General features: G+C 71.1%; 22 protein-coding genes. 8 read left to right on the forward strand and 14 right to left on the reverse strand.

From position 1 onward, the window contains the following. Positions 1–444: 444 nt before the first annotated feature. The gene (locus F1721_RS23980) at positions 445–2,001 is read left to right on the forward strand and encodes an acyl-CoA dehydrogenase family protein (RefSeq protein WP_150069009.1); all 1,557 of its coding nucleotides are present in this window, start codon (positions 445–447) and stop codon (positions 1,999–2,001) included. A gap of 84 nt (positions 2,002–2,085) precedes the next feature. Here F1721_RS23980 and F1721_RS23985 read toward each other — a convergent pair whose 3' ends face one another. The 7 genes from F1721_RS23985 to F1721_RS24015 all read right to left on the reverse strand — a co-directional run bounded on the left by F1721_RS23985 (position 2,086) and on the right by F1721_RS24015 (position 9,915). After that, the gene (locus F1721_RS23985; protein ID WP_150069010.1) at positions 2,086–2,637 is read right to left on the reverse strand and encodes a GAF domain-containing protein; all 552 of its coding nucleotides are present in this window, start codon (positions 2,635–2,637) and stop codon (positions 2,086–2,088) included. A gap of 23 nt (positions 2,638–2,660) precedes the next feature. Then, on the reverse strand, positions 2,661–3,233 hold the full coding sequence (locus tag F1721_RS23990; RefSeq protein WP_150069011.1) for a GTP-binding protein: 573 nt from the start codon (positions 3,231–3,233) through the stop codon (positions 2,661–2,663). Continuing rightward, positions 3,214–3,573, reverse strand: coding sequence for a DUF742 domain-containing protein (locus F1721_RS23995; RefSeq protein WP_150069012.1), 360 nt, complete (start codon positions 3,571–3,573; stop codon positions 3,214–3,216). Before F1721_RS23995 ends, F1721_RS23990 begins: the two co-directional genes overlap by 20 nt. 2 nt (positions 3,574–3,575) lie before the next feature. Further along, the gene (locus F1721_RS24000; RefSeq protein WP_150069014.1) at positions 3,576–4,013 is read right to left on the reverse strand and encodes a roadblock/LC7 domain-containing protein; all 438 of its coding nucleotides are present in this window, start codon (positions 4,011–4,013) and stop codon (positions 3,576–3,578) included. Between the two features lie 44 nt (positions 4,014–4,057). Beyond that, positions 4,058–5,878 (reverse strand): sensor histidine kinase, encoded by a 1,821-nt coding sequence (locus F1721_RS24005; protein WP_150069015.1) that lies wholly within the window; start codon positions 5,876–5,878, stop codon positions 4,058–4,060. Between the two features lie 429 nt (positions 5,879–6,307). Next, entirely contained in the window at positions 6,308–7,198 is an 891-nt protein-coding gene (locus F1721_RS24010; RefSeq protein WP_150069097.1) for an ABC transporter permease, read from the reverse strand. Between the two features lie 41 nt (positions 7,199–7,239). After that, a complete protein-coding gene (locus F1721_RS24015) occupies positions 7,240–9,915 on the reverse strand; it encodes an alpha/beta fold hydrolase (RefSeq protein ID WP_150069098.1) in 2,676 nt (891 codons plus the stop codon). Between the two features lie 824 nt (positions 9,916–10,739). On the opposite strand from F1721_RS24015, the gene F1721_RS24020 reads away from it, so the two are divergent. Continuing rightward, positions 10,740–11,774 (forward strand): TerC family protein, encoded by a 1,035-nt coding sequence (locus tag F1721_RS24020; protein ID WP_150069016.1) that lies wholly within the window; start codon positions 10,740–10,742, stop codon positions 11,772–11,774. Positions 11,775–11,935: 161 nt separating this feature from the next. Here F1721_RS24020 and F1721_RS24025 read toward each other — a convergent pair whose 3' ends face one another. From F1721_RS24025 to F1721_RS24035, 3 genes are all read right to left on the reverse strand, one after another. Next, positions 11,936–12,592: an RES family NAD+ phosphorylase gene (locus tag F1721_RS24025; RefSeq protein WP_195141481.1), complete on the reverse strand. Its 657-nt coding sequence runs from the start codon at positions 12,590–12,592 to the stop codon at positions 11,936–11,938. 40 nt (positions 12,593–12,632) lie between these two features. Further along, complete coding sequence (locus F1721_RS24030) at positions 12,633–13,217, reverse strand: DNA-binding protein (RefSeq protein WP_150069019.1); 585 nt, start codon at positions 13,215–13,217, stop codon at positions 12,633–12,635. 168 nt (positions 13,218–13,385) lie between these two features. Then, the gene (locus F1721_RS24035; RefSeq protein ID WP_150069020.1) at positions 13,386–14,363 is read right to left on the reverse strand and encodes a chitinase; all 978 of its coding nucleotides are present in this window, start codon (positions 14,361–14,363) and stop codon (positions 13,386–13,388) included. Between the two features lie 167 nt (positions 14,364–14,530). Here F1721_RS24035 and F1721_RS24040 point away from each other — a divergent pair, with 167 nt between their 5' ends. The 6 genes from F1721_RS24040 (at position 14,531) to F1721_RS24065 (ending at position 22,690) form a co-directional block, all read left to right on the forward strand. After that, positions 14,531–16,201: a class I adenylate-forming enzyme family protein gene (locus F1721_RS24040; RefSeq protein WP_150069099.1), complete on the forward strand. Its 1,671-nt coding sequence runs from the start codon at positions 14,531–14,533 to the stop codon at positions 16,199–16,201. A gap of 66 nt (positions 16,202–16,267) precedes the next feature. Then, positions 16,268–17,023 carry an SDR family oxidoreductase gene (locus F1721_RS24045; protein ID WP_150069021.1) on the forward strand — a complete coding sequence of 252 codons (756 nt, stop codon included), beginning with the start codon at positions 16,268–16,270 and terminating at the stop codon, positions 17,021–17,023. Continuing rightward, positions 17,016–17,789, forward strand: a complete 774-nt coding sequence (locus F1721_RS24050; RefSeq protein ID WP_150069022.1) for an SDR family oxidoreductase — start codon at positions 17,016–17,018, stop codon at positions 17,787–17,789. Before F1721_RS24045 ends, F1721_RS24050 begins: the two co-directional genes overlap by 8 nt. 298 nt (positions 17,790–18,087) lie before the next feature. Continuing rightward, positions 18,088–18,708 (forward strand): TetR/AcrR family transcriptional regulator, encoded by a 621-nt coding sequence (locus F1721_RS24055; protein ID WP_150069023.1) that lies wholly within the window; start codon positions 18,088–18,090, stop codon positions 18,706–18,708. Between the two features lie 109 nt (positions 18,709–18,817). Continuing rightward, entirely contained in the window at positions 18,818–20,464 is a 1,647-nt protein-coding gene (locus F1721_RS24060; protein ID WP_150069024.1) for an AMP-binding protein, read from the forward strand. 675 nt (positions 20,465–21,139) lie between these two features. Beyond that, entirely contained in the window at positions 21,140–22,690 is a 1,551-nt protein-coding gene (locus F1721_RS24065; protein WP_150069025.1) for an AbgT family transporter, read from the forward strand. Between the two features lie 60 nt (positions 22,691–22,750). Here F1721_RS24065 and F1721_RS24070 read toward each other — a convergent pair whose 3' ends face one another. From F1721_RS24070 to fabG, 4 genes are all read right to left on the reverse strand, one after another. Next, complete coding sequence (locus F1721_RS24070) at positions 22,751–23,203, reverse strand: MaoC family dehydratase (RefSeq protein WP_150069026.1); 453 nt, start codon at positions 23,201–23,203, stop codon at positions 22,751–22,753. Positions 23,204–23,278: 75 nt separating this feature from the next. Continuing rightward, entirely contained in the window at positions 23,279–24,382 is a 1,104-nt protein-coding gene (locus F1721_RS24075; protein ID WP_150069027.1) for an acyl-CoA dehydrogenase family protein, read from the reverse strand. Continuing rightward, complete coding sequence (locus F1721_RS24080; protein WP_150069028.1) at positions 24,379–25,563, reverse strand: acyl-CoA dehydrogenase family protein; 1,185 nt, start codon at positions 25,561–25,563, stop codon at positions 24,379–24,381. Before F1721_RS24080 ends, F1721_RS24075 begins: the two co-directional genes overlap by 4 nt. Continuing rightward, entirely contained in the window at positions 25,560–26,315 is a 756-nt protein-coding gene (gene fabG / locus F1721_RS24085) for a 3-oxoacyl-ACP reductase FabG (protein WP_150069029.1), read from the reverse strand. The genes F1721_RS24080 and fabG overlap by 4 nt, the downstream gene beginning before the upstream one ends. Positions 26,316–26,545: the final 230 nt, after the last annotated feature.

A 26,545-nucleotide genomic window follows, 5' to 3' on the forward strand; every position in this document is an offset into this window, starting at 1 on the left:
GGAAGAAGTAAACACGGTACTTTTGACGGCACTGTTCGCAATTGGACGGAACCAGCAGGTTGTCGCGGAAACGGAGCTCGTGCATGGACGCCGCCCAGTCGCTGCGCGTCCGGTGTCCCGGTGGGCACCGGTGCGACCGCGTCGGGGCAGCGCGAACTCCGGCTCGCGCGGTGACGTCGGCGCACCCCGCGGCGCCGCGGCCCGCGGAACCCCTGCTTCCGCCGGTCGGCCGGGCAACGAGGCCACCGACACCCCGCGTTGGACAGGAGCCAGCGACTGCTGTGCGCGGAGTCGCCTTTCCGCCGTAGAACGACTCGCCCCCGACCTGCCCGGACATCTCCAGGCGGGGGACAGCTCGCGCCCTGACCGCCCGCCTCGGCACCACCGCGCCCGAATCGCGGTCAGCGCGCCGCACCGCGCCAGCAGTCCGCAGAGGAGGGACGTATGGAACCAACTGATCACTGCGCCACCACCCCGAACGCCGTGTCGCACCTGCTGGAATTCCTGCGCAGGTACACCAGGGAGCGCCTCGACTCGCGGAGGATGGACGAGCGGCGCGCCTACCCCACGTCGTTCATCCCCGACCTGGCCGCCGAAGGGCTGTTCGGGCTGCAGATCCCCAAGTCGCACCTGGGGATGGGCCTCTCGAACACCGACGCCCTGCGGGTGATGACGCAGCTCGGCGCGATCGACGCGAACCTGCTCATCCTCACCGCCGTGCACAACACGCTCGGCGTCCCCCCGATCCAGGGCTTCGCCCAGCCCGCGGTGCGGGACGCGGTCCTGCCCGAGCTGGCGCAGGGGCGGCGGCTGGTCACCAGCGCGATCAGCGAGCCGGGCATGGGCTCCCACGTGCGGGCCATCAGCACGCGCGCGGTCAAGCAGCCCGACGGTTCCTACGTCATCAACGGCGGCAAGCAGTGGATCAGCCTCGGTGCCGACGCCGCCTACGTCAACGTGTTCGCCCGGCTGATCGACGAGCGCGGGCAGGACGCCGGGATCACCGGTTTCGTGGTCGACACCTCGACCCCGGGCTACATCGGCGGCCCCGAGGTGCTCACCCTCGGCCTGAAGGTGGTGCCGCAGAACAGCCTGACCTTCGACAACCTCCGGGTGCCCGCCGAATCGCTGCTCGGCGCGGAAGGGCAGGGCCTGCTCGCGGCGAAGACCGCGTTCACCAAGGGCCGGGTCAACCTCGCCGCGGGTGCGCAAGGCGCCATGATGCGGTCGCTGGAGCTCGCGCTGCGCTTCACGCAGCGGCGCGAGGTCGCCACCGGCAACCTCGCCGAGAACGGGCGCATCCACCAGATCCTCGCCGACAGCGTGGCGGCGACCCAGGCCGTCGGGGCGCTCGTCCGCCACATCGGCGCCCGGCTGGACGCCGGTGAGAAGGTCGCGGACCCGCTGTACTTCGTCGCGAAGATCCTCGGCTGCGAGCTCGGGTTCGAGGTGGTGGACCGGTGCGTGCAGCTGCTCGGCGCGCGCGGCTACGTGGACACCAACGTGGTGGCCCAGCACTTCCGCGACTACCGGTTGTTCCGGATCTTCGAGGGCAGCACGGAGGCGATCACCGTCTACCTGGGCACCACGTTCCTCGCCGCCCCGGGCCGGTTCATGGAGCTGGTGGGCCAGTTCGACGCCGCCCCGCAGGTGCACGACCTCGCCGAGCGCGTGGACAAGCTCACCACCCTGGCCACCGCGGGCGCGCAGCAGCGCCACGTGCTGGCCAACGTCGTGGGCGAGCTGGCCTGCTGGAGCATCCTCGCCGCGCTGACCAGCGAGATCGCCAACCGCTCCGAGATGCACCCGCACACCGCGGCCTGGTGCGAGCGGCAGCTCCGGGAGCGCCTGCGCAGCGCGGAGAGCGGGATGCCGTTCGTCGACCTGCCCACTGTGGACGAGGTCGCGAACCACATCACCGGCTACCAGAGCCTGATCGGCGACATCGACCAGCGCCGCCCGGGCGAGCAGAACGAGCTGGACCCCCTGCTGCGCCGCTGAGCGCCCGAACACCAGAACCCCCCGTCGGGATCGTCCCGACGGGGGGTTCTCGGTTTCAGCGCTGAAGTGCCCGCGGGCTCCAGCTCAGCCCTTGAGGTCGCGCTCGCGCTGGTGGATCATCTCCACCCCTTCGGCGGCGAGCGTCTTGATCAGGTTGAGGCCGTCGCGGCCCCACGGGCGCGGTTCGCTGTCGATCACGCAGACGGTGCCCAGGGCGACACCGGTGCGGTCGATCAGCGGGGCGCCGAGGTAGGAGCGGACGTTCATCCGGTCCACGACGTCGTTGCCCGCGAACCGCGGGTAGTCGCAGACGTCCTCGAGGACCAGCGCCATGCCGCGGGCGATGACGTGCGGGCAGTAGCCGGTGTCCATCGGCGCCACGCGCGGGTCGGTGTCGGGGGCGGAGTCCGCGCCGACCGAGGAGTACAGGCCGCCGAGGTACTGGCGCGTGTCGCCGATGAAGTTGACCATCGCGTTGGGCACGCCCAGGGCCTGCGCCACCCGCTGGGCGAACGCGTCGAACTCCGGCTCGGCCTGGTCGCCCAGGCCCAGCTGGCGCAGCCGCGCCGCACGTTCCGCCGCGTTCTTGTCCACCGGGGTCAGGTGCCGGTAGCCGGCGTCGTCGAAGGTGGTCATGAGGGGGCTCCGTTTCGGTACGTCTACAGGGGACGGGACGTGAGGACGTGCTCGGTCAGCTGGACCAGCACGGACGCCGTCGAGCGGCGATCGCGCGCGTCGCACATCACGACCGGGATGTGCGGCTTGATGTCCAGCGCCTCCCGCACCTCCTCCGGGCGGTAGTGGAAGCTGCCGTCGAAGTGGTTGACCGCGACGACGAAGTCGATGCCGCGCTGTTCGAAGAACTCGACGGCGGCGAAGCAGTCCTCCAATCGCCGGGTGTCGGCCAGGACCACCGCGCCGAGCGCGCCGCGCACCAGGTCCTCCCACATGAACCAGAACCGCTCCTGGCCGGGCGTGCCGAACAGGAACAGGACGATGTTCTGCGGGTTGAACGTGATGCGCCCGAAGTCCATGGCGACGGTGGTCGTGGTCTTCTCGCCGACACCCGACAGGTCGTCGGTGCCGATGCTGGCGACGGTGAGGGTCTCCTCGGTGGTGAGCGGTTCGATCTCGCTGACCGACCGGACGAAAGTGGTCTTCCCGACGCCGAATCCGCCCGCGATCAGGAACTTGAACGCGGTCGGGAACAGCTCAGAGCTGTCGGAGACCATGCAGCAACGCCTCCAGTTGTTCTCGGTCCGGCATCTCGGTGGGCACGCGCGTGGTGATCGCACCCCAGTCGATGAGGTCGGACAGCAGTACCTTGGTGACCACGGCGGGCTGCCGCAGGTGGGCGGACACCTCGGCGACCGAGGTGGCGACCCGGCAGAGCTCCAGCATCTTGGCGTGCGTCGGTTCCACCCGGTCCGGGGCGAGACGACCGGTCGACCGCACCAGCGACTGCAGCGACAGCGTCGCGGACGGCTTGGTCCGGCCGTTGGTGAGCGAGTACGGCCGCAGCAGGGGGCCGGCTTCGTTGTCGAGCCACATCTTCTCCGGAGGTCCCGACATGGTCACCTGCCCAGATCGCCGGAACTCCGCGCGGCCGCGGGCTGCCGCGTCGCCGTGGTCAGGTGCGAGGGCACCCGCTTGACCAGCTGGGCGATCTCGTAGCCCAGCACGGCGGCGTCGGCCTCCGGGGTGGCGAGCACGACGAGCACCGCGCCGGGTCCGGCGGCGGAGACGAAGAAGATCACGTCGTCGAACTCCGCCACCACCTGGCGCACCCCGCCGCCGGCGCCGAAGCGCTGCCCGCCGTTGCGGGCCAGCGAGCACTGGGCGGCGGCCCAGGCGGCCAGCGCGTCGGCCTCGTCGGCCTCCAGTCCGTGGTGGTACCGGCGAAGCCCGTCCGAGGAGGCCAGCAGCGCGCAGCGGGTGTGCGGGACCCGCCGCATCAGGTCGGCGAGCAACCAGCTCAGATCGGATGTCGAACCGGGCACGTCATTGGCCATCGGTAGAGAACTCCTTGGGTTCAGTGCGGGGAGGTGCGAGCGGATCAGCCGGGGTGTTCGTCGGGGTGGCGGTCGGAGACACCGCCCTCGACGCCCTGCCGGTAGGCCGCCCACAAGCCGGGGTTGGGGCCACCTCGTGGGGTGTCTTCGACCTTCGGGCCACCGGCGAGCTGCGGCGCGACGTAGCTCTTGGTGCGATCGCGCCGGGGCAGCGGCGGGCGCTTCTCGTCGCTGAGCACCTTCTCGCCGGGGAACTGCCCGGTGTGGCTCTGCTCGCCCGGGAGCTGCGCCTTGGGGAACTGCGCTGTGTCCGAAGTGGACGTCTGGGTGAGCGGCACGACGCCGGAGTGGCGGCCGTAGCCCGACGAGGAGTTGCCGTTGCCGTTGCCGTTGCCGTTGCCGGAGAGGCTCTCGACGGGGGCGCGGTGCACGCCCCGGCGGGTGCCGTTCTCCGGCGCCGCAACGGGTTCCGGCGCCGCCGGCCAGGCCTCGAAGGTCCGCTCCGCCGCGCGCCGGGGTGCGGGCTCGATCGCGGCGACGGGCTCCGGTTCGGCGACCTCCGGCTGGGGGGCCGGTTCCGGCGCGACGATGGCGTCCACAGGGGACTTCTCCGGTTCGGGCGCTTCGTCGTCCTCGCCGAGCAGCTTGTTGGGAATCACCACGTGGGCGTCCGTTCCGCCGTACATGTTGTTCTCGAGCTCGACGGCGACCTGGTGCCGCTGGCCGAGCTGGGCCACCACGTACAGGCCGATCCTGCCGTCCTTGAGCCGCTCGTCGCGGTCGACTGCCCCGGGGTTGGCGAGCAGCTCGTTGAGCAGGGCGCGGTCGGCGACCTTCATGCCCAGCCCGCGGTCCCGGATGTCGATCGCCAGCCCGGCGGTCACCCGCTGGGTGCTCACCGTGACCTGGGTGTCGGGTTCGGAGAAGGAGGTCGCGTTCTCGACGAGCTCGGCGACCAGGTGGATGACGTCGGCGACCGCGTGGCCGTGCAGCGTGCCGTCGACCGGCGGGATCACCTTGACCCGGGCGTAGTGCTCGACCTCGGCGACCGCCGAGCGCAGCACGGTGTACATCGCCACCGGCTGGCTCCACTGGCGCCGCGGCATCGAACCGCCCAGCACCGCGAGGCTCTCCGCCTGGCGGCGGACCCCGGTGACCAGGTGGTCGACGGCGAACAACCCCTTGAGCAGGTCCGGGTCCTCGACCCGCTGCTCCAGGTCGTCGAGCCGCTGGATGGCGCGGTGCGCCAGGGACTGCACGCGGCGGGCGATGTTGGCGAACACCGCGACGCTCGGGTCGACGGTGCCACCGCTCTCGGCGAACTGCTGCATGCGGACCACGGCGAACTCGGCCGCGGCCTGCGTCTGCCGGATCTCGTAGGAGAGCAGCTCGAAGGGGTCGTCGGAGGTGCCGGGCTCGCCGGTGGGCCACTTCGGCGCGGGCTGCTCACCGGCCTGGACCCGTTCCACCAGCTGGGGCAGTTCTTCCCGGCCCTGGGCGAGTTCGCGGCGCAGCGCGTCGATCCACTGCCGCTCGCGGCGCGCGGTCTCGTCGAGGGACCGCTGCACGTCCCGGGAGGAGTCCTCGGTCCGTTCGTTGAGCTCGGTGGCCGTGGTGGTGGCCTTGCGGAAGGCCAGGGCGAGGAGGGCTATGCAGCCGAGCCCGCCGACGCCGAGCACTGCGTACTTCGCCTCGACGGGCGTGTCGAGGAACAGCACGACGGCCGCGGCGATTCCCAGCACGGCCATCACGGCCAGCGGGAGCATGACCAGTCGTTGCAGCTCGGGCCGCAGGTCTTCATCCGCGCCGGGCGACGACGCGGGTAACCGCTCGGGCTCCGATGCGGCTTGAGGGAACTCAGACATCAGCGTCCTTGGTCGGGGGAGACGGCGACGGGCACGAGGTGCCGGGGGTCGGGGGCGTCACCGCGGGACTACTGGTGTTTCACTTGTTGATCAACTCATCACCGGAGTGATCCTAGCGACCCTAGTGGAGATTCAGTAGCGAGGGTGTTGACCTTCGGAAACGCTTCGATGACGCCGGGACCGGGGCGGTTCGCTCACCGGACGGGGTGAAATCCCAGCGTGTGACGCCGAAGCACCCGCCCGGAGGAGCACCCGCCCGACTTGCGCCCGGACCGCCCCGGCGGTAGGGGGCCACGCGCCCCGACGCCTCCAGCGCGCGCAGCTGACCTGTGCGAACGGCCCTCCAATAGCACCCGAACGCGATCTTGTGGTCATCCATTCGGGTGATTTTGGGCGGGCGAACGGGTTCGATGCCCGAGGCGGTACGCGTCAGCTGGTGATGTCCTTGCGGTGGAAGCGCCAGATCGCCAGGGCGGTGAACAGCGCCGCGTAGGCCAGCGCGGAGAAGGCGCCGTGCGCGACCTCCGTCCAGTCGGCCTCCGCGCCGAGCAGGTCGGCGTACGCCGTCGAGTAGTGCGTCGGCAGGTAGGCGCGCAGGCTCCCGAGCGCGGTGATCTGGTCCAGGATCTCGGACAGGATCGACACCACCACGGCACCGCCGACCGCGCCGAGCGGGGCGTCGGTGCTCACGCTCAACCACAGCGCGAGACCCGCGATCCAGGTCAGGTGCACGGCCAGGTACGCGGTGGCCGCCGCCAGGCTCACCAGCCCGGTCGGGAACGGCACCGCCTCCCCGGTGATCGTCGCCAGGTTCCCGGCGCCGTACCAGAGCACCCCCACGCCCAGCGAGACCGCGGTCAGCAGCGCCAGCCCGAACAGCGAGAGCACCCCGGCGACGATCGCCTTCTGCCGCAGCAGCCGGACGCGCGGAACCGGCGCCGCCAGCAGGTACTTCAAGCTGGACCAGGACGCCTCGCTGGCCACCGTGTCGCCGAAGAACAGCGCCACCACCACGACCAGCAGGAAACCGGTCGAGGCGAACAGGGTGAACACCGCGAAGTTCAGGCCGCTCGAGGTGGCCATGTCGGCGAAGGTCCGCCCGCGCCCGCCCGCGTCGCCGATCTCGAACGACAGCAGCAGCAACACCGGCAGCACCAGCAGGAAGCCCAGCGTCAGCCGGGTCCGGCGGCGGCGCAGCTGGCGGGCCAGCTCCACCCGCACCGGCAGCGTCCGCTTCGCCCGGTAGCCCTCGACGCCGCCGTCCGGCTGCGCCGGGTGGCTGCGCCCCGAGAGCACCACCGCGGTTTCGGCGGTGTCCAGCCGCCCGACCTTCGCGGGCTCGCCGAGCTGCGGCTCGTCGGTCACCGGTTCTCCTCTCCGACCAGCTGCAAGAAAGCGTCCTCCAACCGCCGCCGCGGCCCGACCTGGTGCACCGAGATCCCGGAGTCCACCAGCACGTTCACCGCGATGGCGGCCTTGTGCCCGGCCAGGTCGGCGTGCACCAGGTCGCCGTCGACCTCCACCTGACCCAGCCCCTCGATGGTGCGCAGCGCGTCGGCGGCCTGCTGCGGCTCGTCGACGCGGAAGGTGGCCGAGCCGTCGACCGACACGATGTCGGCCACGCTGCCGGTGGTCACCAGCCGCCCGTTGTGCATCACCACCACGTGGGTGCAGGTCTGCTCGACCTCGGCGAGCAGGTGGCTGGACACCAGCACGGACCGCCCGGTCGCCGCGTAGCGGCGCAGGATCTCGCGCATCTGGTGGATCTGCGGCGGGTCCAGCCCATTGGTCGGCTCGTCGAGCACCAGCAGCTCGGGCAGGCCGAGCATGGCCTGGGCGATCGCCAGCCGCTGCTTCATGCCCTGGCTGTAGGCGCGGACGCGGCGGTGCGCGGCGCTGCCCAGCCCGGCGATCTGCAGGACCTCGTCGAAGCGCGCTTGGAGCATGGGCCGCCCGGTCGCCGCCCAGTAGTACCGCAGGTTGTCCACACCGGACAGGTGCGGCAGGAAGCCCGGGGCCTCCACCAGCGCGCCCACCCGGGACAGCACCGGCGCCCCGGCCACCAGCCGGTGGCCGAAGATCCGGATCTGCCCGGAGGTCGGCTGCAGCAGGCCCAGCATCATCCGCAGCGTGGTGGTCTTCCCGGCGCCGTTGGGGCCGAGCAGCCCGACGATCTGGCCGCGCTCCACCCGGATCGACAGGTCCTGCACGGCGGCGGGCTTGTCCGGGTAGGACTTGGTCAGCCCGGCGATCACCAGCGGTGTGTCGGCCAGCAGCGGGTCGAGGTCGTCGCTGCTCTTGCGGCGGATCCGCGAGATCACCCAGGCGACCAGCACCAGCCCGGCCAGCACCCCGATGCCCACCAGCGGGGCGGTCGGCACGGCGTTGGCGCTGCTCGTGGTGCCGCGCACGGACGGGATCGACACCGCGCCGTCCCCGGCCAGCCCGACCAGGTGCACGGCCGGTTCCTTCGGCAGCGCGTAGGCCTGGTCGGTGGTCGTCACCGCCAGCTCCAGGCGGTGGCCGGTCTCCAGCGGGTGCACCACGCCGGGCAGCGCCACGTCGACCTCGACGGGGGTGCCGTCCGGCGGCAGGTCGGTCACGTGCATCGGGGAGACCGCGTTGCCGATCAGCGTGCGCTGCTGCTCGGGGTCGACGTCGTAGAGCTTGGCGAACAGCACCGCGCTCCCGGTGCTGGGCTGGCCGGGCACCGAGGCCACCGAGATCCGGGTCCGCGGGGTGCCGGAGATCAGCAGCTGGCTGTCCAGCGGTTCGGTGCGGAACACCGCGGTCTGGCCGGGCAGGTCGCGCGCCAGCGACTGGCCGAGGCTGCCCGCGGCGTCGAGCACCCGCCCGGCGCCGGGCAGCGAGCTGGTCGTGGCCGGGTTGCCGCCGGGCGGGTTGACCACCTCGGTGGGCGAGCCGTGCAGCGCGAGCGCGAAGCGCGGCGCGCGCTCGGCGTCCTGCACGCCCGGGTAGGCGTCGGCGGTGACGGTGCGGACCGGGATCTCGCCGTTGCGCTGCGGTCGTCCGGCGATGTCGAACTGGAAGCCGGTGCCGGGCGCCGGTCCCGGTTCCACCCCGCCGAGGTGGTGGGCGAACCAGTCGGCGATCTGCCCGCGCTGCTCCGGGCCCGGCTCGGCGCCGTCGTGGCCACCGGCGAACCAGATCGTCTTGACCGGCGTGCCGACCGCGGCGATCTGCCGGGCGTTGGCGTCGGCCTGGTCGAGGCCGAACAGGGTGTCGCGCTCGCCCTGCACCAGCAGCGTCGGCGCCTTGATCCGCCCGGTGACCGACTTCGGCGAGACCCGGTCGAGCAGCGCCAGCGTCTCCGCCCCGGCCCGCCCGGTCTGCGCCACCTCGCTGTAGGCCCTGCACACGGCCTCGGTGAAGTTCCCGCAGGTCAGCGGCTGCCCCTGCGGGCCGGTCGGGGCGTTCGCGGCACCGCCGCCCGACCCAGGCTGGTCGCCGGGCCGCGGTGCGCTCCCGGCGGCGAACAGCAGTCCGGCCCACGCCTGCTTGAACACGCCCCGGTCGTTGAACGAACCGCCGGCCGGGGTCGGGCTGGGACCGGCGTTGCGGGCCGCGTTGTTGGGCAGCAGCGCCTGGCCGAGGTCGTTGTAGGTCATCACCGGGGCGATGGCGTCCACCCGCGGGTCCTGACCGGCCAGCAGCAGGCTCAGCGCCCCGCCGTAGGAGGCGCCGGTGACGCCGACCCGCGGATCGCCGTCGCCGTCGCGGGACACCTCGGGCTGGCGGGCGAGCCAGTCCAGCAGCTGCTGGGCGTCCTTGACCTCGTAGTCGGGATCGTTGAGCGCGATCTCGCCGGTGCTGCGGCCGAAACCGCGGGAGGAGTAGGTGAGCACCGTGAACCCGCGCTGCACCAGCTCCTGCGCCTGCCCGGCGGTGTCCGCCTTGCTGCCGCCGAACCCGTGCGCGAGCAGGATCGTCGGCGCCGGGGTCTCGGCCGGGGCGTAGAGGGTGACGTCGAGCTGGACCCGCTGGTTGTCGTCCGGCCCGTCGACCACGTCGACCATCGCCTCCCGCGGAGGTTCCGGGGCGGCTCGGCGGGGTTGCTCGCCGGACCACAGGAGCGCGGTGAGCACCACCACGGCGATGCAGGACAGCGCGGCCAGCGCGAGGCGCGTGCGGCGGCGACGGGATGCGGACACGTTTTCGACAGTAGGGGAAGACGGCAGCACCGGTTCGGATCCAGACGAGTGCGAAGACAAGAAGCTATGAACCAGAGACCAAACAGCAACCGGACACCTCGTCGTGCCCGCCGCCGGGTCGTCGCCGCATCCCCGCGTGCGGTCCCGGCCGCAACCGGGTGCCGGTGATCATAACGTCGATAGCCAGGAGATCAATGCCCCAGTGCTTGTCGGTGGTTGCTTTGCTCAGGTCGCTTGGCGGACCTGAGAGCTTCCCCGGACTGCGGGTGCCCCTCCTGATGTATGTCCAATACACGGCGGAGGGGCCGTCCTCGCCGGGAAAGCTCTCAGAACCCGCCGGTGGTCACCCTGCACAGCCACTCCAAGCGGCTGGCGCCGCTTGTACGAGCGCGGACGGCTTCGCCGACAGTGCCTTCGGCCGCCGTCGGGGTGATGTGAGGGTGCTTCGCATTGCCGCTGGCTGGTCCGCGCCGTACGGTCCGTGCGTGATGTTCGTTGCTTGTGGCCACCCCCGCTGGTGTCGCGGTGTGTGCATAAGTGACAATCTTGGCAAGTGGAGGGGAGTATTCCTTCGCGGCGGTGCCGTCATCACGGAACTTGCTCGGACAAGCCCGGTGCCGTCGACTGACCTCAGGTCGGTGGAAGAGACCTCCGGTCCCTTGGCGCACGCCCTGTACCGGAGGTGATTCATGGGTGCCGACGTGACGTTGCTCGCCCAGCAGGCACAACGAGCGGTCGACCGGCTCGACGTTCCGTGGTGGGTCTGGGCCGCCACGCTCGGTGGTCTGGCCCTGCTGCTCCTGCTCGACCTCGTGATCGTGGACCGCAAACCGCACGAGGTCACCACGGGTGAAGCGGCGAAGTGGGTCACCTTCTACGTCGCGTGCGCAGTGCTGTTCGGCATCGGTGTCTGGATCTTCGGCGATTCGCACTTCGCCATCCAGTACTTCACCGGTTACATCACCGAGTACTCGCTCAGCATCGACAACCTGTTCATCTTCATGGTGATCATGTCGAGCTTCGCGGTGCCCTCGATCCACCAGCACCGCGTGCTGCTGATCGGCATCCTGCTGGCGCTGGTGATGCGCGGCATCTTCATCGCCGTCGGCGCCGCGCTGATCGCCCAGTTCGTCTGGATCTTCTTCATCTTCGGCGCGTTCCTGATCTGGACCGCGATCAGCATGGTGCGCAAGAAGGACGAGGACGAGGAGTACAACGAGAACGCCGTGGTCCGCTGGGTCCGCAAGGTGTTCCCGGTGACCGACGACTACCACGGCCACAAGTCGGTCGTGAAGATCGACGGCAAGAAGTTCCTGACCCCGATGTTCGTGGTGATCGTCGCGATCGGCAGCGCCGACCTGCTGTTCGCCGTCGACTCGATCCCGGCGATCTTCGGCATCACCCAGGACCCGTTCCTGGTCTTCGCGGCCAACGCCTTCGCGCTGATGGGTCTGCGCCAGCTGTACTTCCTGCTGGGCGGCCTGGTGGACAAGCTGGTCTACCTGTCGGTCGGCCTGGCGGTGATCCTCGGGTTCATCGGCATCAAGCTGATCATCCACGCCTTCCACGAGTACCACCTGGTGCCGGAGTGGCTGGAGATCAACAACTGGATGTCGCTGGGCTTCATCGTGGTGGTCCTGCTGATCACGACCTGGGCCAGCCTGGCCAAGGCGAAGAAGAACGGCGAGCCGACGCAGGAGCAGGAGCAGGCCGAGAAGGCCTGACCGGACTCGAACGCAAGTGCCCGGGACTCCGCGGAGCCCCGGGCACTTCTGCATCGCGGAAGCGGTGGTCGAGACCTGGTCATACATCAGTCAGGGCACCCGGAGTCCAGGCGGGCGCTGAGGTTCCGCTACCCGCACCGCCACGCAAACCGACCACGTGTTCAGTCCAGAAGCGTGTAGCTCAGCTCTTTGCACACCCGGCCCAGTGGCACGTCCAGTCCCGGGTGGCTCAGGGGGAGCAGGACGTCGGGGGAGTCGGGGAGCGCGGTGGCCGCCGGTGGGTCCCACAGGCACAGCGACGGGTTGCCCGCGTCCATCGAGGAGCGGTACCAGAGGCCGTCGAGCTCCGGGTAGGCCGCGCGGATGCCGCGGGCCCACGCCTGGGTGCGCAGCTTGGGGCCGGTGGCGATCGCCTGCGAGGCGCCCGCGCGGGTGGGCCACAGGCCGGTCAGGTCCAGCAGCCGCAGCGTCCGACGTGGACGGAACAGCACCAGCTGCGGGCTGCGGGTCCGGCGGTCCACTGTGGAGGTCGCCTGGAACACCTCGGCGATGCAGGTCTGCACCGACAGCGAGAAGTACAGGACGCCGTGCTCGCGGGTGACGGTCGGCCCGCCCTGCGCGTTGGGCAGGTGCGGGTCGAACCGGGCGTGCGGCAGCGGGCCGGCGTAGCGGAAGCTGTTCCACTGCTGGGGGTGGTTGCCCCCGGTGGTGAACACGCGCACCAGGCGAGTACCGGCCGGCACCGCGATCACGTCTTCGGTGCGCCGGAGCATCGCCTGCAGCACAGCTGGCGCAGGCGGCTGTGGTAGCCGTGCCATGGAGGTCCTGGGTCCGGGTCTCGAAGGGTGGGGTGAGCGCTCAGGCCGGGGTGCCGATGGTGGCGGCGAGCTCGGCCACCCGCTGCGGGTCGCCGCCGGCCAGCAGCCACTCGCGCGGGCTCGCGGGTCGGTCCCCGAGTTCGAGGTCCTCCTGCGGCGTGGTCATGAAGTTGGCCAGCACCAGCGCGGGTTGGTCCGCGGGCATCAGCGCGAGCACGGCGTCCAGCCCGGGCAGCACGTCGGTGTCGGTGAACTGCCACGCGGGCAGCCGCCAGCCGCCGCGGTCCTTCCAGCCGATCAACCGGCGTTCGCTGATCCGGTGGCGGATCCGGCTGGTGTCCACCCCGATCCGCTCGGCGGCCTGGTTGACCGAGAGCGCGGTGTCGCGCAGCACCGCCTGCTCGGCGACGGTGCGCGCGCGGGGGTCGACCTCGGCGTCGCTGAGCGGCGTCAGGTCCAGCCCGGCCTCGCAGAGGGCGACCCGTTCCGCGTCGGTGAAGTGCGCGGCTGGGTCTGCCTGGGGCGAGGTGAGCTTCTTGGCTGCGTCCTCGACCAGGGTCAGGAATTCGTTGGCGGTGACCTTTAAACCGGCACGGGCCAACACGGTCTCCAGCGCGGCTGACATGCCTCCAGGGTAGCGCGGGTTCCGGGAAATGTGTGCGCGAACGTGCGCCCGGTGGAAAATCTCACTTTTCGTAGCAAGTGGATTGCGTACCGTGACTGCCGCGCGGCTCCGGTCGGGTTGTGGCGCACGGTGATCGTGGGCCGAATGCCCGACCGGAGCCGCAGCCGATTACGGCAGCGTGTCCAAATGCGCCCGGACGGGGTCGGAGAATGCGTTGCCGCTGCTGGCATCCCAGTTGATGGACCAGGTCATCACCCCGCTGAGCTCGGGGTGCGGTTGGTCCGGGGTGTACTGCCCGCAGTCCTTCGCCGCGGTCAGGCAGTTCAGCGCGTTCCCGATCACCGACGGCTCCACGTAGCCGCTGCCGGCGGCCGACGGTGCGGCCGGCAGGCCCAGCGAGACCTGGTCCGGGCGCAGCACCTGCAGCAGGCTGCACGCCTGCGCGGTGATGAAGTCGACCGAGCCCTGGCTGTAGACCTGGCCGTCGCAGCCGTTCATCGAACCCGAGTTGTAGTACTGGGTGTGCACGACGGTGATGACGTCCTTGAGGTTGTTGATCAGCTCCAGGTAGGCGCCGCCGGGCTGCACGTCGAGGGTTTGCGGGGCCATGGTCAGCAGGAAGCCGTCGCCCACCTGTTCGCGCAACTGCTGAACGGCCTTGGTGGTGTTGGGGACGTTGAGGCCGTGCTCCAGGTCAATGTCCAACCCGTCAATCCCGTAATCGGTCAAAATTTTTCCGACCGAATCGACGAAGTTGGCCACATTGGCCTCGGAGCCCAGGTCGACGTTGCCCAATTCGCCGCCGATGGACAGCACGAACGACTTGCCCTCGGCCTTCTTGGCGGCGATGTCCGATTTGAGCTGTTCATCGGTGTATCCGCCGAGTGCTTCGGAGAGCTTCGGGTCGACGCCGAAGGTCACCGCGCCCGGTCGGGCCGGGTCGGCGTTGGCGAAGGCCAGCGCGATCAGGTCGTAGTTCGGCGAGATGTCGCTGACCTTCAGCGGCTGGGCGTTGTTGACGAAGTTCTGCCAGTAGCCGGTCAGCTGGTGCTTCGGCAGGGCCTGCGGTGCTTCGGCCGCGGCGATCGGGGCGAGCGCGAGTGCGGTCAGGGCCGCCGCGGCGAGGGTGGCCAGGCGTCTCATCATGCGGACCTCCGGGGGATCGGGACCGGACGCGTCTTCGCAAAATGGACTAGACCAGCTGGGCGGTCAACGGTTTGGCGAGGTTGCGAAGCGCGGGAGGGTTGACGCGGCCGGGCGCGGGTCGTTGACTGGACGTACCGACTGGTCGGTCTCAACGTGGAGGTGGCGTGTTGGTCAGCCCGTACGACGCACGACCCTGGCTGGAGCTCTACGGCGGCGAGATCCCCGAGACGATCGAACCGCGGTTCGACACCGTGCTGGACCTGTTCGCCGCCGCCCGCCGCGAGCACCCGGACCGGGTCGCCGTCACCTACTTCGACGGCCGGGTCACCTTCCGCGAGCTCGACGAGCTCAGCGACGGGCTGGCGCAGCACTTCGTCGAACAGGGCGTCGGGCGCGGCGACCGGGTCGCGCTGTACCTGCAGAACGTGCCGCAGTTCGCCATCGCGCTGCTCGCCGCGTGGAAGGCCGGTGCGATCGCGGTCCCGCTCAACCCGATGTACCGCAGCCGCGAGCTGACCAGGATCCTCGCCGACGCCCGGCCCACCGCGGTGGTCTCCTCCGAGCAGGGGTGGCACGACGTGCTCGGCGAGCTGGCGGGATCGGCCGGGGTGCGCGTCGCGGTCACCACCAGCGAGCTCGACCTGCAGACCCGCCACGACCCCCGGCTGTTCGCCCGGACCGAGCGGCGCCCCGCGGCCGGGTGCGCGGACCTGCTGGCCGTCGCGCGGGCCAACGCCGGGCAGCGGCCGCCCGCGGTGGAGCTGTCCAGTTCGGACATCGCGCTGCTCGTCTACACCTCCGGCACCAGCGGGGTGCCCAAGGGCGCCACCAACACCCACGGCAACGTGGTGTTCAACTCCGAGGGGATGGCCGTCCGGATCCGCGAGAGCGGTGGCGGCGGGATCTTCGGGCTGGCCCCGCTGTTCCACATCACCGGCCTGGTCTGCCAGCTGGGCGGGGCGCTGGCCGCCGGGCGCCAGCTCGACCTGGTGTACCGATTCGAGCCCGGCGTGGTGCTGGACGCCCTCGTCGAGCACCGGCCCTGCTACATGGTCGGACCGTCCACCGCGTACATGGCGCTGATGAACCACCCGGACGTCACCGCCGACCACTTCTCCTCGCTGGAGCTGGTGTACTCCGGCGGGGCGCCGCTGCCCGCCGCGGTCGTCGAGACCTTCCGGGCGCGGTTCGGCCACTACATCCGCAACGGCTACGGGCTCACCGAGACCACCGCCACCGCGACCTCGGTGCCCGCGCACCTGGAGGCCCCGGTGGACGAGGCGTCCGGCACCCTCAGCGTCGGGTTGCCGACCTACAACACCGTGGTGCGCATCGTCGACGACGAGGGCGCGGACCTGCCGGTGGGGGAGGTCGGCGAGATCGTCATCGAGGGCCCGATGGTGGTGCCGTCCTACTGGGAGAAACCGGCGGAGACCGCGGCCGGGATCCGCGACGGGCGGCTGCACACCGGCGACGTCGGGTTCATGGACGCGCAGGGCTGGTTCTACGTGGTGGACCGCAAGAAGGACATGATCAACGCGTCCGGGTTCAAGGTGTGGCCGCGCGAGGTGGAGGACGTCCTCTACGGGCACCCGGCGGTGCGCGAGGTCGCCGTGGTCGGGGTGCCGGACGCCTACCGCGGTGAGACGGTCAAGGCCTACGTGAGCCTGAGCCGCGGTGCCTCGGCGGAGCCCGAGGAGCTGATCGCGCACTGCAAGCAGCAGTTGGCGGCCTACAAGTACCCGCGCAGCGTCGAGATCCTGGACGAGCTGCCGAAGACGGCCACCGGGAAGATCCTGCGTCGCCAGCTGCGGGACACCGCCCGGGCGGCGGAGTAGCGCGTGTTCCGCGCGATTTCAGGGAATGTGGCCGGGTCGGGTAGTCGGCGGAGAGGAAGGAAGTAGATGAGCAAGCGTTTCGACGGGCGGGTGGCGATCGTGACCGGCGCCAGCCGGGGCATCGGCCTGGCCATCGCCGAGCGGCTGGTGGCCGAGGGCGCGAAGGTGACCGTGACGGCGCGCAAGCCCGAGCCGCTGGCCGAGGCGGTGGCGGGGCTGGGCGGCGCGGAGCACGCGCTGGGCATCGCCGGGAAGGCCGACGACGCCGAGCACCAGGCCGAGGCGGTGGCGAGGACGGTCGAGGCGTTCGGCCGGGTGGACCTGCTGGTCAACAACACCGGGATCAACCCGGCCTACGGGCCGCTGCTCGAGATCGACCCCGGCATCGCCCGGAAGTCGTTCGAGGTCAACGTGCTCGCCGCGCTGGCCTGGACCCAGCACGTGCACCGGGCGTGGATGGGCGAGCACGGCGGTGCGGTGCTCAACGTGTCCTCCGTGGCCGGTCTGCGGCCCGCGCCGGGCATCGGCTTCTACGGGGCCACCAAGGCGATGCTGTCCTACATCACCAAGGACCTCGCGGTGGAGCTCGGCCCGAAGGTCCGGGTCAACGCCATCGCACCGGCGGTGGTCAAGACGAAGTTCGCCACCGCCCTCTACGAGGGCCGCGAGGACGAGGTCGCGGCGCAATACCCGTTGCAGCGCTTGGGAGTTCCGTCCGACATCAGCGGGGCGGCGGCGTTCCTGCTCTCCGACGAGGCGTCCTGGATCACCGGGCAGGTCCTGGTGCTCGACGGCGGCGTGACGCTGAAGGGCGGTGTGTGAGGTGCAGCTGGCCGGTTCGGCGGTGGTGATCACCGGTGCGGGCAACGGCATCGGTGCGGCGATGGCCCGCAAGTTCGCCGCGCTGGGCGCGGAGGTCGTGCTGGCCGATGTGGACGCCGACGGCGTCCGGCGGGTGGCGGCCGAGGTCGGCGGTCTGGCGGTGCCGGGCGACGCCGCGAGCGAGGACGGGGTGCGCGCGCTGGTCGATGCCGCGCTCGGCGCGCACGGGCGGATCGACCTGTTCTGCGCCAACGCCGGGATCTCCCGCGGCGGCGGCCCGGAGGCCGACGAGGCGGCGTGGGCGGATTCCTGGGAAGTCAACGTGATGGCGCACGTCCGCGCGGCCCGAGCGGTGCTGCCGCACTGGCTGGAGCGCGGGCAGGGGCACTTCCTGGCCACGGTGTCGGCCGCCGGGCTGCTGACCATGCTCGGCGCCGCGCCGTACTCGGTGACCAAGCACGCGGCGCTCGGCTTCGCCGAGTGGCTGGCGATCACCTACGCCGACCGGGGCGTCACCGTGCAGGCGCTGTGCCCGCAGGGGGTGCGCACGAACATGCTCGGCAGCAGCGGCGACGCGGGCAAGACGCTGCTCGCCGACGGGGCGCTGGAACCCGAGCAGGTCGCCGACCTGGTGGCCGACTCGCTGGACGGCGGCGAGTTCCTGGTCCTGCCGCACCCGGAGGTCGCCGACTACTACGCGCTGCGCGCCGGCCAGCCGCAGCGGTGGCAGGCGGGCATGCGCAAGCTCCAGCGCAAGCTGGGATGACGGGCGGGTTCCCGCCGGTCCGCCGCGCAGCGGACCGGCGGGTCGATACGCTGAAAACCTGTCGGCGGATGCCGTCCGCGCTTGTGGAAGCGGCGGGAGCCGCTTGCATCCACGCACGCAGGGCGATCACCGGCGGGTTCTGAGCGGTTTCCCGGCGAGGACGGCCCCTCCGCCGTGTATTGGGCGTACATCAGGAGGGGCACCCGCAGTCCGGGGAAGCGCTCAGGTTCCGCTAAGCGACCATATAAGCAACGCAACCGCCAACAGGCACTGAGCGGGATCGACAGGGGAGGTAGACATGGCGCGGGTGGCCAACGGCCGCACCACCACCGCCACGACGGCGGCGGGGGACGAGCCGGTCCCGCAGCGACTGCTCTCGGTCGCGACGCGGCTGTTCGCCGAGCAGGGCTACGAGCTGACCTCGGTGCAGCAGATCGTGGACGCCGCCGGGGTCACCAAGGGGGCGATGTACCACTACTTCGGCTCCAAGGACGACCTGCTCTACGAGATCTACGCGCGCGTGCTGCGGGTCCAGCACGCGCGGATGGAGAGCGCGGCGGACAGCGATTCCCCGGTGCAGGAGCGGCTGCACGCGGTGGCCGCGGACGTGGTCGCCACCACGGCGGCCAACCTCGACGACACCAAGATCTTCTTCCGCTCCATGCACCTGCTGCACCCGGACAAGCAGGCGGAGGTGCGCGCGGAGCGCCGCCGCTACCACGAGCGGGTGTGCGCGCTGATCGAGGAGGGCCAGCGCGCCGGGGTGTTCCGGGCGGACAAGTCGCCGGACCTGGTGGTGGACTTCTTCTTCGGCGCGGTGCACCACCTGGGCACCTGGTTCCGCCAGGACGGCGAGCTCACCGGGGAGGACGTCGGGGAGCAGTTCGCCGACCTGCTGCTGGCCTCGCTGCGCCCCTGATCCGGCTGCGGGCCAACGGTTTTCGCCTTGACCTTTCCCGGTCGAGGTGCGAGATTCCCGGCAGTTGCGGAAGAACGCCGACCGTTCCGCTCCGGACACTGGTGGTCAGATGAGCAGCTACGCGCAACGCCCTTGGCTCGCCCACTACGGGAACCTCCCGCCGCAGATCGTCCCCGAGCACGGCACCGTCCTCGACCTGTTCCGCGCCTCGGTGGCCCGCGCCCCGGACGCCGACGCGATCCGCTACTTCGACGGTCGGCTCACCCTGGCCGAGGTGGACGCGGCGTCCGACGCGCTCGCGGTCGCGTTGCAGGACAACGGTTTCCGGCCGGGTGACCGGCTCGGCGTCTACGTGCAGAACAACCCCGCGTTCGTGGTCGCGGTGGTGGCCGCGTGGAAGGCCGGGGGAGCGGCGGTGGTCATCAACCCGATGAACAAGGCCCGCGAGCTGGCCCACCTGCTGGCCGATTCCGGAGCCACCGCGCTGCTGTGCCTGGACGAGCTGCACGACTCGGTCGCGCGGGAGGTGATCGCCTCGGGTGCCACCCGGGTGTCCACGGTCATCACGTGCTCGGCGCGGGACTGGCAGACCCGCGACGACCCTCGCGTCATGCCGCAGGCGCGCGCCGGGGAGGCGCTGGACCTGCTCGACATCGTCGACCGCAATGCCGGGCGCGAGCCGGTGGCCGACCCGCCCTCGCCGGACGACGTCGCGGTCCTCACCTACACCTCGGGCACGACCGGCCAGCCCAAGGGAGCGATGAACACCCACGCCGTGATCGCGTTCAACGCCCAGGCCTTCCGCGACTGGATGGGCCTGACCCCGGCCGACAGCGTGCTGGGCGTGGCGCCGCTGTTCCACATCACCGGGCTGGTCGGGCACTTCGCGCTGTCCCTGCTGGTGCCGTGCCCGCTGGTGCTGACGCACCGGTTCCAGCCGGAGGTGGTCCTCGACGCGATCCGGGAGCACCGCCCGACCTTCACCGTCGGCGCCATCACCGCGTTCATCGCGCTGTCCGCGGTGGAGGGGGTGTCGGCCGAGGACTTCCGGTCGTTCCGGCTGATCTACTCGGGCGGCGCGCCGGTGCCACCGGCGGTGAACCAGCAGTTCCAGCGCACGACCGGCCACTACGTCCACAACGCCTACGGCCTGACCGAGTCGACGTCGATCACCCACCTCGTCCCGCCGGGCGCGAGCGCCCCGGTGGACCCGGCGTCCGGTGCGCTGTCGATCGGGTTGCCGGTGTTCAACACGGTGGTGCGGATCCTGGACGACGACGGTGCGGAGGTGCCGGTCGGGGAGGTCGGCGAGATCGCGATCGCCGGACCGCAGGTGGTGCCCGGCTACTGGGGCAAGCCGGAGGCCACGGCGGCGGCGCTGCCGGGCGGTGAGCTCCGCACCGGGGACGTCGGGTTCATGGACGCCGAGGGCTGGTTCTACGTGGTGGACCGCAAGAAGGACATGATCAACGCGGCGGGCTACAAGGTCTGGCCGCGCGAGGTCGAGGACGTCCTCTACGAGCACCCGGCGGTCCTGGAAGCGGCGGTGGTCGGCGTGCCGGACCCCTACCGCGGTGAGACCGTCAAGGCCTTCGTCGCCCTGAAACCGGGCGCGTCGGCGACGGCGGACGAGCTGGTCGCCCACTGCAAGGAGCAGCTGGCGGCCTACAAGTACCCGCGCCAGGTGGAGCTGGTCGCCGAGCTGCCCAAGACGCCGACCGGCAAGATCCTCCGCCGCCAGCTGCGCGACCGGTAGCGGCTCAGGTGGCCTGGCGCCGGGGTGCCGAACCGGCGCGATTTCGGGCTCTTGCGCTGTGTTCGCGGGCGCGCCGAAGGATGAGGTGGGTTGGTGAGCGAGACTTGCCCTTAGGATCCTCGGTTCCCCGCGCGAAACCTCCAGTTGGCACCGCAGCCGATTTCGAGAGAAATCTCCGCACTCGCCACCAGAACGACGGCCGCGCGAACAGCATCCTCGCTCCGCCACTGCAGCTCACTGTCGTCCGCGCCCTGTATCACGACCTCGGGCGCAGCGGTGAGGGTCGCGATTTCGATTGAAATTGGCGCCCCTCGCCACCGCAGGCTCCGTCAAAAACCGCAACGCAGCCAATTTCGATTGAAATCGCATCACCCAACGCAACCACCCACCGCTTTGAACCCAAACCCAACCCCCCACCCCACCGCACCAATCCTCCCCAACCCAACCCGAATATCACCACCGATCCCCAGGCGCACAGCTGCCCAGGCCCATCAACTCAAGGCCGCGATCGCGAGAACACTTCACATTCTCCTGTCGCTTCAGTGCTGACCGAAATCAACCCCCGTGTTTCCGGTTGGTTGCGCGGCTCGATCACTTCGCCGCCGGGGCTTGCGCCACCCGCGGCCGGGGAGGTTCGCTACCGCTTGCCCTTCCCCTCCCAGCGCAGGAGCGAGCATGAGCGAAACCCGGGCCGCCCGGCCGTCGCGGATCGACCGGGTGCTGAACCTGGTGGAGCGGGTCGGGAACAAGCTGCCCGAGCCCTTCGTCCTCTTCGGACTGCTGTTCCTGGTCGTGGTGGTGGTCTCCACCGCGGTCGCCGCCTTCGGCGTCACCGTGCGGATCCCCGGGGCCGACGAGGTGACGCCGATCCGAGGCGCGCTCAGCGGCGAGGGCCTGGAGTTCCTGTTCACCAAGATGGCGGAGAACTTCATCGGCTTCCCGCCGCTGGAAACGGTGGTCACGATCATGCTCGCGGTGGGCCTGGCCGAGCGCACCGGGCTGCTCACCGCGCTGATCCGGGTCGCCTTCGGCGGGGCGCCGCGCTGGGTGCTGCCGTACGCGGTCGGCCTGGTGGGCATCGCGGCCAGCGTGATGGCCGACTCGTCGATGATCATCATCCCGCCGCTGGCCGCGCTGGTGTTCAAGGCCGCCGGGCGGCACCCGGTGGCCGGGCTGCTGGGCGGGTTCGCCGCCGTCGGCGCGGGCTACTCGACCTCGCCGCTGGTGACCAGCCTGGACGCGCTGTTCGCCGGGATCAGCAACAAGGTCGCCGAGACGCTGCCGGACCCGGGCACGGCGGTCACGCCGGTGTCCAACTACTACTTCAACCTGGTGTCCTCGATCGTGCTCGGGCTGCTCGCGGGCCTGCTGATCGACAAGGTCATCGAGCCGCGCCTGGTGCGCACCGGGGTCTCGCGCGAGGCGTCGGGGGAGGGGCCCGAGGTCAAGGCCGAGCTGGAGCCCGCGGAGCGCCGCGGCCTGGTCTGGGCCGGGGTGGCGTTCCTGCTCACCGCCGCCGCGGTGCTGCTGCTGGTGGTGTGGCCGGGTTCGCCGCTGCGCAACGAGGCCGGTGGGTTCCTGCCCAAGTCGCCGCTGCTGGACTCGGTGACCACGCTGATCTTCCTGGGGTTCGTGGTCCCGGCGATCGTCCACGGCGCGCTGGTGGGGGTGGTGCGGCGGGCCGCCGACGTGCCGAAGCTGATGGCCGAGGCGATCCGGGAGCTGGCCGGGTTCCTGGTGCTGGCGTTCATGCTCGGGCAGTTCATCGCGCTGTTCACCTGGACGAACCTCGGCGCGTGGGTGGCGGTCTCGGGTGCCGACCTGCTGCGCGCGATCGGCCTGGACGGCTACCCGGCGTTCCTCGGGTTCATGGTGCTGGCCTCGGTGCTGAACCTGTTCATCATCTCCGGGTCGAGCCTGTGGACGCTGATGGCCTCGGTGTTCGTGCCGATGTTCGTGCTGCTGGGCTTCGAACCGGGGTTCGCGCAGGCGGCGTTCCGGGTGGGCGACTCGGCGACCCAGATCATGACGCCGCTGAACCCGTACATGATCATCGTCCTGGGCTACCTGCGCCGCTACGAACCGGCGGCGGGCATGGGCACCCTGGTGGCCCGGATGACCCCGTTCGTGATCCCGTTCTGGCTGGTCTGGGCCCTGATCCTGACGGTCTTCTACTTCGCCGACCTGCCGCTGGGCCCCGGCATGGGCATCCGCACCGCGCCGTGAGCCACGCCGGTGGCGGTGAGGTTCGCCCAGGGGCGCCCCGCGGGTGCCCCTGGGCGGGCGTCAGAAGACGACTCGGGTGAGGCCTTCGGCGACGCAGGCGGGCTTGGTGCCGCCCTCGATCTCGATGGTGGACCTGATCGTCAGCTGGACGCCGCCGGGGACCTCGGTGACGTCGGCGAGCTCCGCGACGGAGCGGATGCGGGCGCCGACCGGGACCGGGCTGGGGAAGCGGACCTTGTTCAGGCCGTAGTTGATCCCCATCTTCGCGCCCTCGAACCGGTAGTTCTGCGAGTTCAGCTGGGACAGCAGGCTCAGGGTGAGGAACCCGTGCGCGATGGGCGCGCCGAACGGGCCCTGCTGGGCGCGTTCCACGTCGACGTGGATCCACTGGTGGTCCAGGGTGGCGTCGGCGAACTGGTTCACCTGCTCCTGGGTGATGGTCAGCCACTCGCTGGTGCCGAGCGGCTCGCCCTTGGCGGCGACGATCTCTTCCTTGCTCGTGAACACGCGCACTGCGCGCACCTCCTGTGGGGGTGGGGGTCGTGAGTGCGTAACAGTGTTCGAACACTGTTACGCACTCACGACCGGCTACGGCTTGGGCAGGTCGGCGAGCTCGCCGATGCGCTGCCGGTGGGTTTCGGCGATGCCGAAGGTGAGCTGGGAGCTCTTGGCCCGGCCCAGGTAGAGGTGGGCCGGGTGCTCCCAGGTCATGCCGATGCCGCCGTGCAGCTGGAGGTGCTCCTCGGCGGCCAGCACCACCAGGTCCGAGCAGTAGGCCTGGGCGATGGCCACCGCGAGCTCCGGTTCGGTGTCCTGGGCGAGCGCGTCCGCGGCGTTGCGGGCCACGGCACGGCCCGAGCTGACGCCCACCCACAGGTCGGCCAGCCGGTGCTTGACGGCCTGGAACGAGCCGATCTGGCGGCCGAACTGGTACCGGGTCTTCGCGTAGTCCACTGTGGAGTCCAGGCAGTGCTGCGCGAGCCCGACCTGCTCGGAGGCGAGCAGTCCGGCGGCGGTCAGCAGCGCCTGCCGCAGGATCCGCTCCGCGTCGGCCCCGGATGCCAGCCGCTGCCCGTGCGCGCCGTCCAGGTCGAGGGTGCCGAACCGCCGGGTGAGGTCCAGCGGCGTGGTCGGGGTCCGGCTGACCCCGGTCGCGGCGGTGTCCACCAGGTACAGCGCCGCGCCGTCGGCGTCGGCGGCCGGGACCACCACGTGGTCGGCGACCTCCAGGTCGACCACCGCCGACACCGCGCCGGTCAGCGCCGCGCCGTCGGCCTTCACCGACTGCGGGAACGGCGCCTGCGGCGGGGTGGTCAGCCCGACCGCGACGGTGCCGGTGCGGGAGCCGTCCGCCAGCTGCGGCAGGACCTCCCGCTCCGCGCCGGACACCAGCGCCGCGGTGGCCAGCACGTTGCCCAGGAACGGCACCGGGGCGACCGCGCGACCGATCTCCTCGGCCACCACCGCCAGCTCGCGCGCGCTCGCCCCGGCCCCGCCGAGCTCCTCGGGCACCAGCAGCGCGGCCAGGCCGAGCTCCCCGGCGAGGGTGCGCCAGAGGGCCAGGTCGTAGGGCTCGTCGGTCTCGCAGCGGGCCAGCACCGCGGTCCAGTCGCAGCGGTCGCGCAGCAGCCGCCGCACGGTCGCCCGCAGGTCCTCCTCCAGCTCGCTGTAGAGCAGGTCCGGCGTGCTCATCGCGGCAGCTCCTTCCACGGCCGGTCCTTGTCCGTGCGGATCTCCGGGGGCAGCCCCAGCACCCGCTCGGCGATGACGTTGCGCAGGATCTCGGTGGTCCCGCCCTCGATGGAGTTGCCCTTCGCCCGCAGGTACCGGAACCCGGCGCCGCGCTTGGTGAGCGAGGCGAAGTCGGGCTGGCGGAACGTCCAGTCGTCGTAGCCCAGCCCGGCCTCGCCCAGGAACTCCAGCTCGAAGCCGGTGATCGCCTGGTTCTGCTCGGCGAAGGCGACCTTGACCGCGGAGCCCTCCGGTCCGGGTTCGCCGACGGCCATCTGCTGGCGCAGCCGGATGCTGGTCAGCCGGGTCGCCTCGGCCTCCACCCACAGCTGCAGCAGCCGGTCGTGCAGGCCGGGGGTGCGCTTGTCCGGGTGCTCGCGCCAGGCCGCGGCGGCCTCGCCGATCATGCCGCCCTCGCGCGGGGGCGTGCGCCCGCCGATGGCGACCCGCTCGTTCATCAGGGTGCCCATCGCGACCTGCCAGCCCTGCCCGACCTCGCCGAGCCGCTGGGAGTCCGGGATCCGCACCCCGGTCAGGAACACCTCGTTGAACTCGGCCTCACCGGTGATCTGCCGCAGCGGGCGGACCTCCACGCCCGGCGCGGTCATGTCGCAGATGAAGTAGCTCAGCCCCTTGTGCTTGGGCTGGTCGGGGTCGGAGCGGGCGACCAGGATCGCCCAGCGGGCCCGGTGCGCCAGCGACGTCCAGACCTTCTGCCCGTCGACCACCCACTCGTCGCCCTCCCGCACGGCCCGGGTGGACAGCGCGGCGAGGTCGGATCCGGCGCCCGGTTCGGAGAACAGCTGGCACCAGGTCTCCTCGCCGGTCCACAGCGGACGCAGGTAGCGGCGGCGCTGCTCGTCGGTGCCGAAGCGCAGGATGGTGGGGGCGGCCATGCCCAGGCCGATGACGTTGAGCTGCGGCTGGTTGTCGGGCGCGCCCGCTTCGGCGAACGCGGTGTCGACCACCTGCTGCAGCTCCCGCGCGGCGCCGAGGCCGCCGAGCCCGACGGGGAAGTGCACCCACGCCAGCCCGGCGTCGAAGCGCGCCCGCAGGAACTCCAGCCGGTCGGTGCGCTGCGGATCGTGCGCGGCGAGGAACTCGTCCACCCGGCCGCGGATCTCGTCGGCGTCCACGGTCATGCCTTCGGCCCACCGGCCACGTAGATGACCTGGCCGGAGACGAACCCGGAGCGCTCGTCGACGAAGAAGGACACGGTGTTGGCGATGTCCTCGGGCTGGCCGACCCGGGCCACCGGGATGCTCGCCGCCGCGGCCTTGGTGAACTCCTCGAACTCCATGCCGACGCGCTCGGCGGTGGCCCTGGTCATGTCGGTGGCGATGAACCCGGGTGCGATGGCGTTCGCGGTGACGCCGAACTTGCCCAGCTCGATGGCCAGCGTCTTGGTCAGGCCCTGCAGCCCGGCCTTGGCCGTGGAGTAGTTGGCCTGGCCGCGGTTGCCCAGCGCCGAGGTGCTGGAGAGGTTGACGATGCGGCCCCACTTGGCCTCGACCATGTGCTTCTGCACGGCGCGGCTCATCAGGAACGCGCCCCGCAGGTGCACGCCCATCACGGTGTCCCAGTCGTCCTCGGTCATCTTGAACAGCATGTTGTCCCGGATGACCCCGGCGTTGTTGACCAGCACCGTCGGGCCGCCGAGCTCGGTGGCGATGCGGTCCACCGCGGCCTGCACCTGCTCGGCGTCGCTGACGTCGCAGCCGACGGCCAGCGCCTTGCCGCCGTCGGCCTCGATCGCGGAAACCGTGTCGGCGCAGCTCTTCTCGTCGAGGTCGATGACGGCGACGGCGAAACCGTCCGCGGCCAGCCGCTTGGCGGTGGCCGCGCCGATCCCGCGGGCGGCACCGGTGACGATCGCGACTCGACTGTCTGCCATGGAATCTCCTTGCGCGTTGTGCTTCGGACGGCGGTAGCAACGGTCGTACCAATTACTACGAGTCTCGAGCGGATTGGTTGTTGTCTTTGAAGCGGCGAAGCCGCTTGGCCCGCCTGTGCAGCTTGCACCGCCGCGGGTTCTCAGGCGTTCGCTCGGGAGGACAGCCCCGGCGTGGTGTATTGGCATACATGAGTCGGGGATCCCGGAGCGAGCGGGCGCCTGAGGTTCCG

This window comes from Saccharopolyspora hirsuta (genome assembly GCF_008630535.1).
GTDB lineage: Bacteria > Actinomycetota > Actinomycetes > Mycobacteriales > Pseudonocardiaceae > Saccharopolyspora > Saccharopolyspora hirsuta.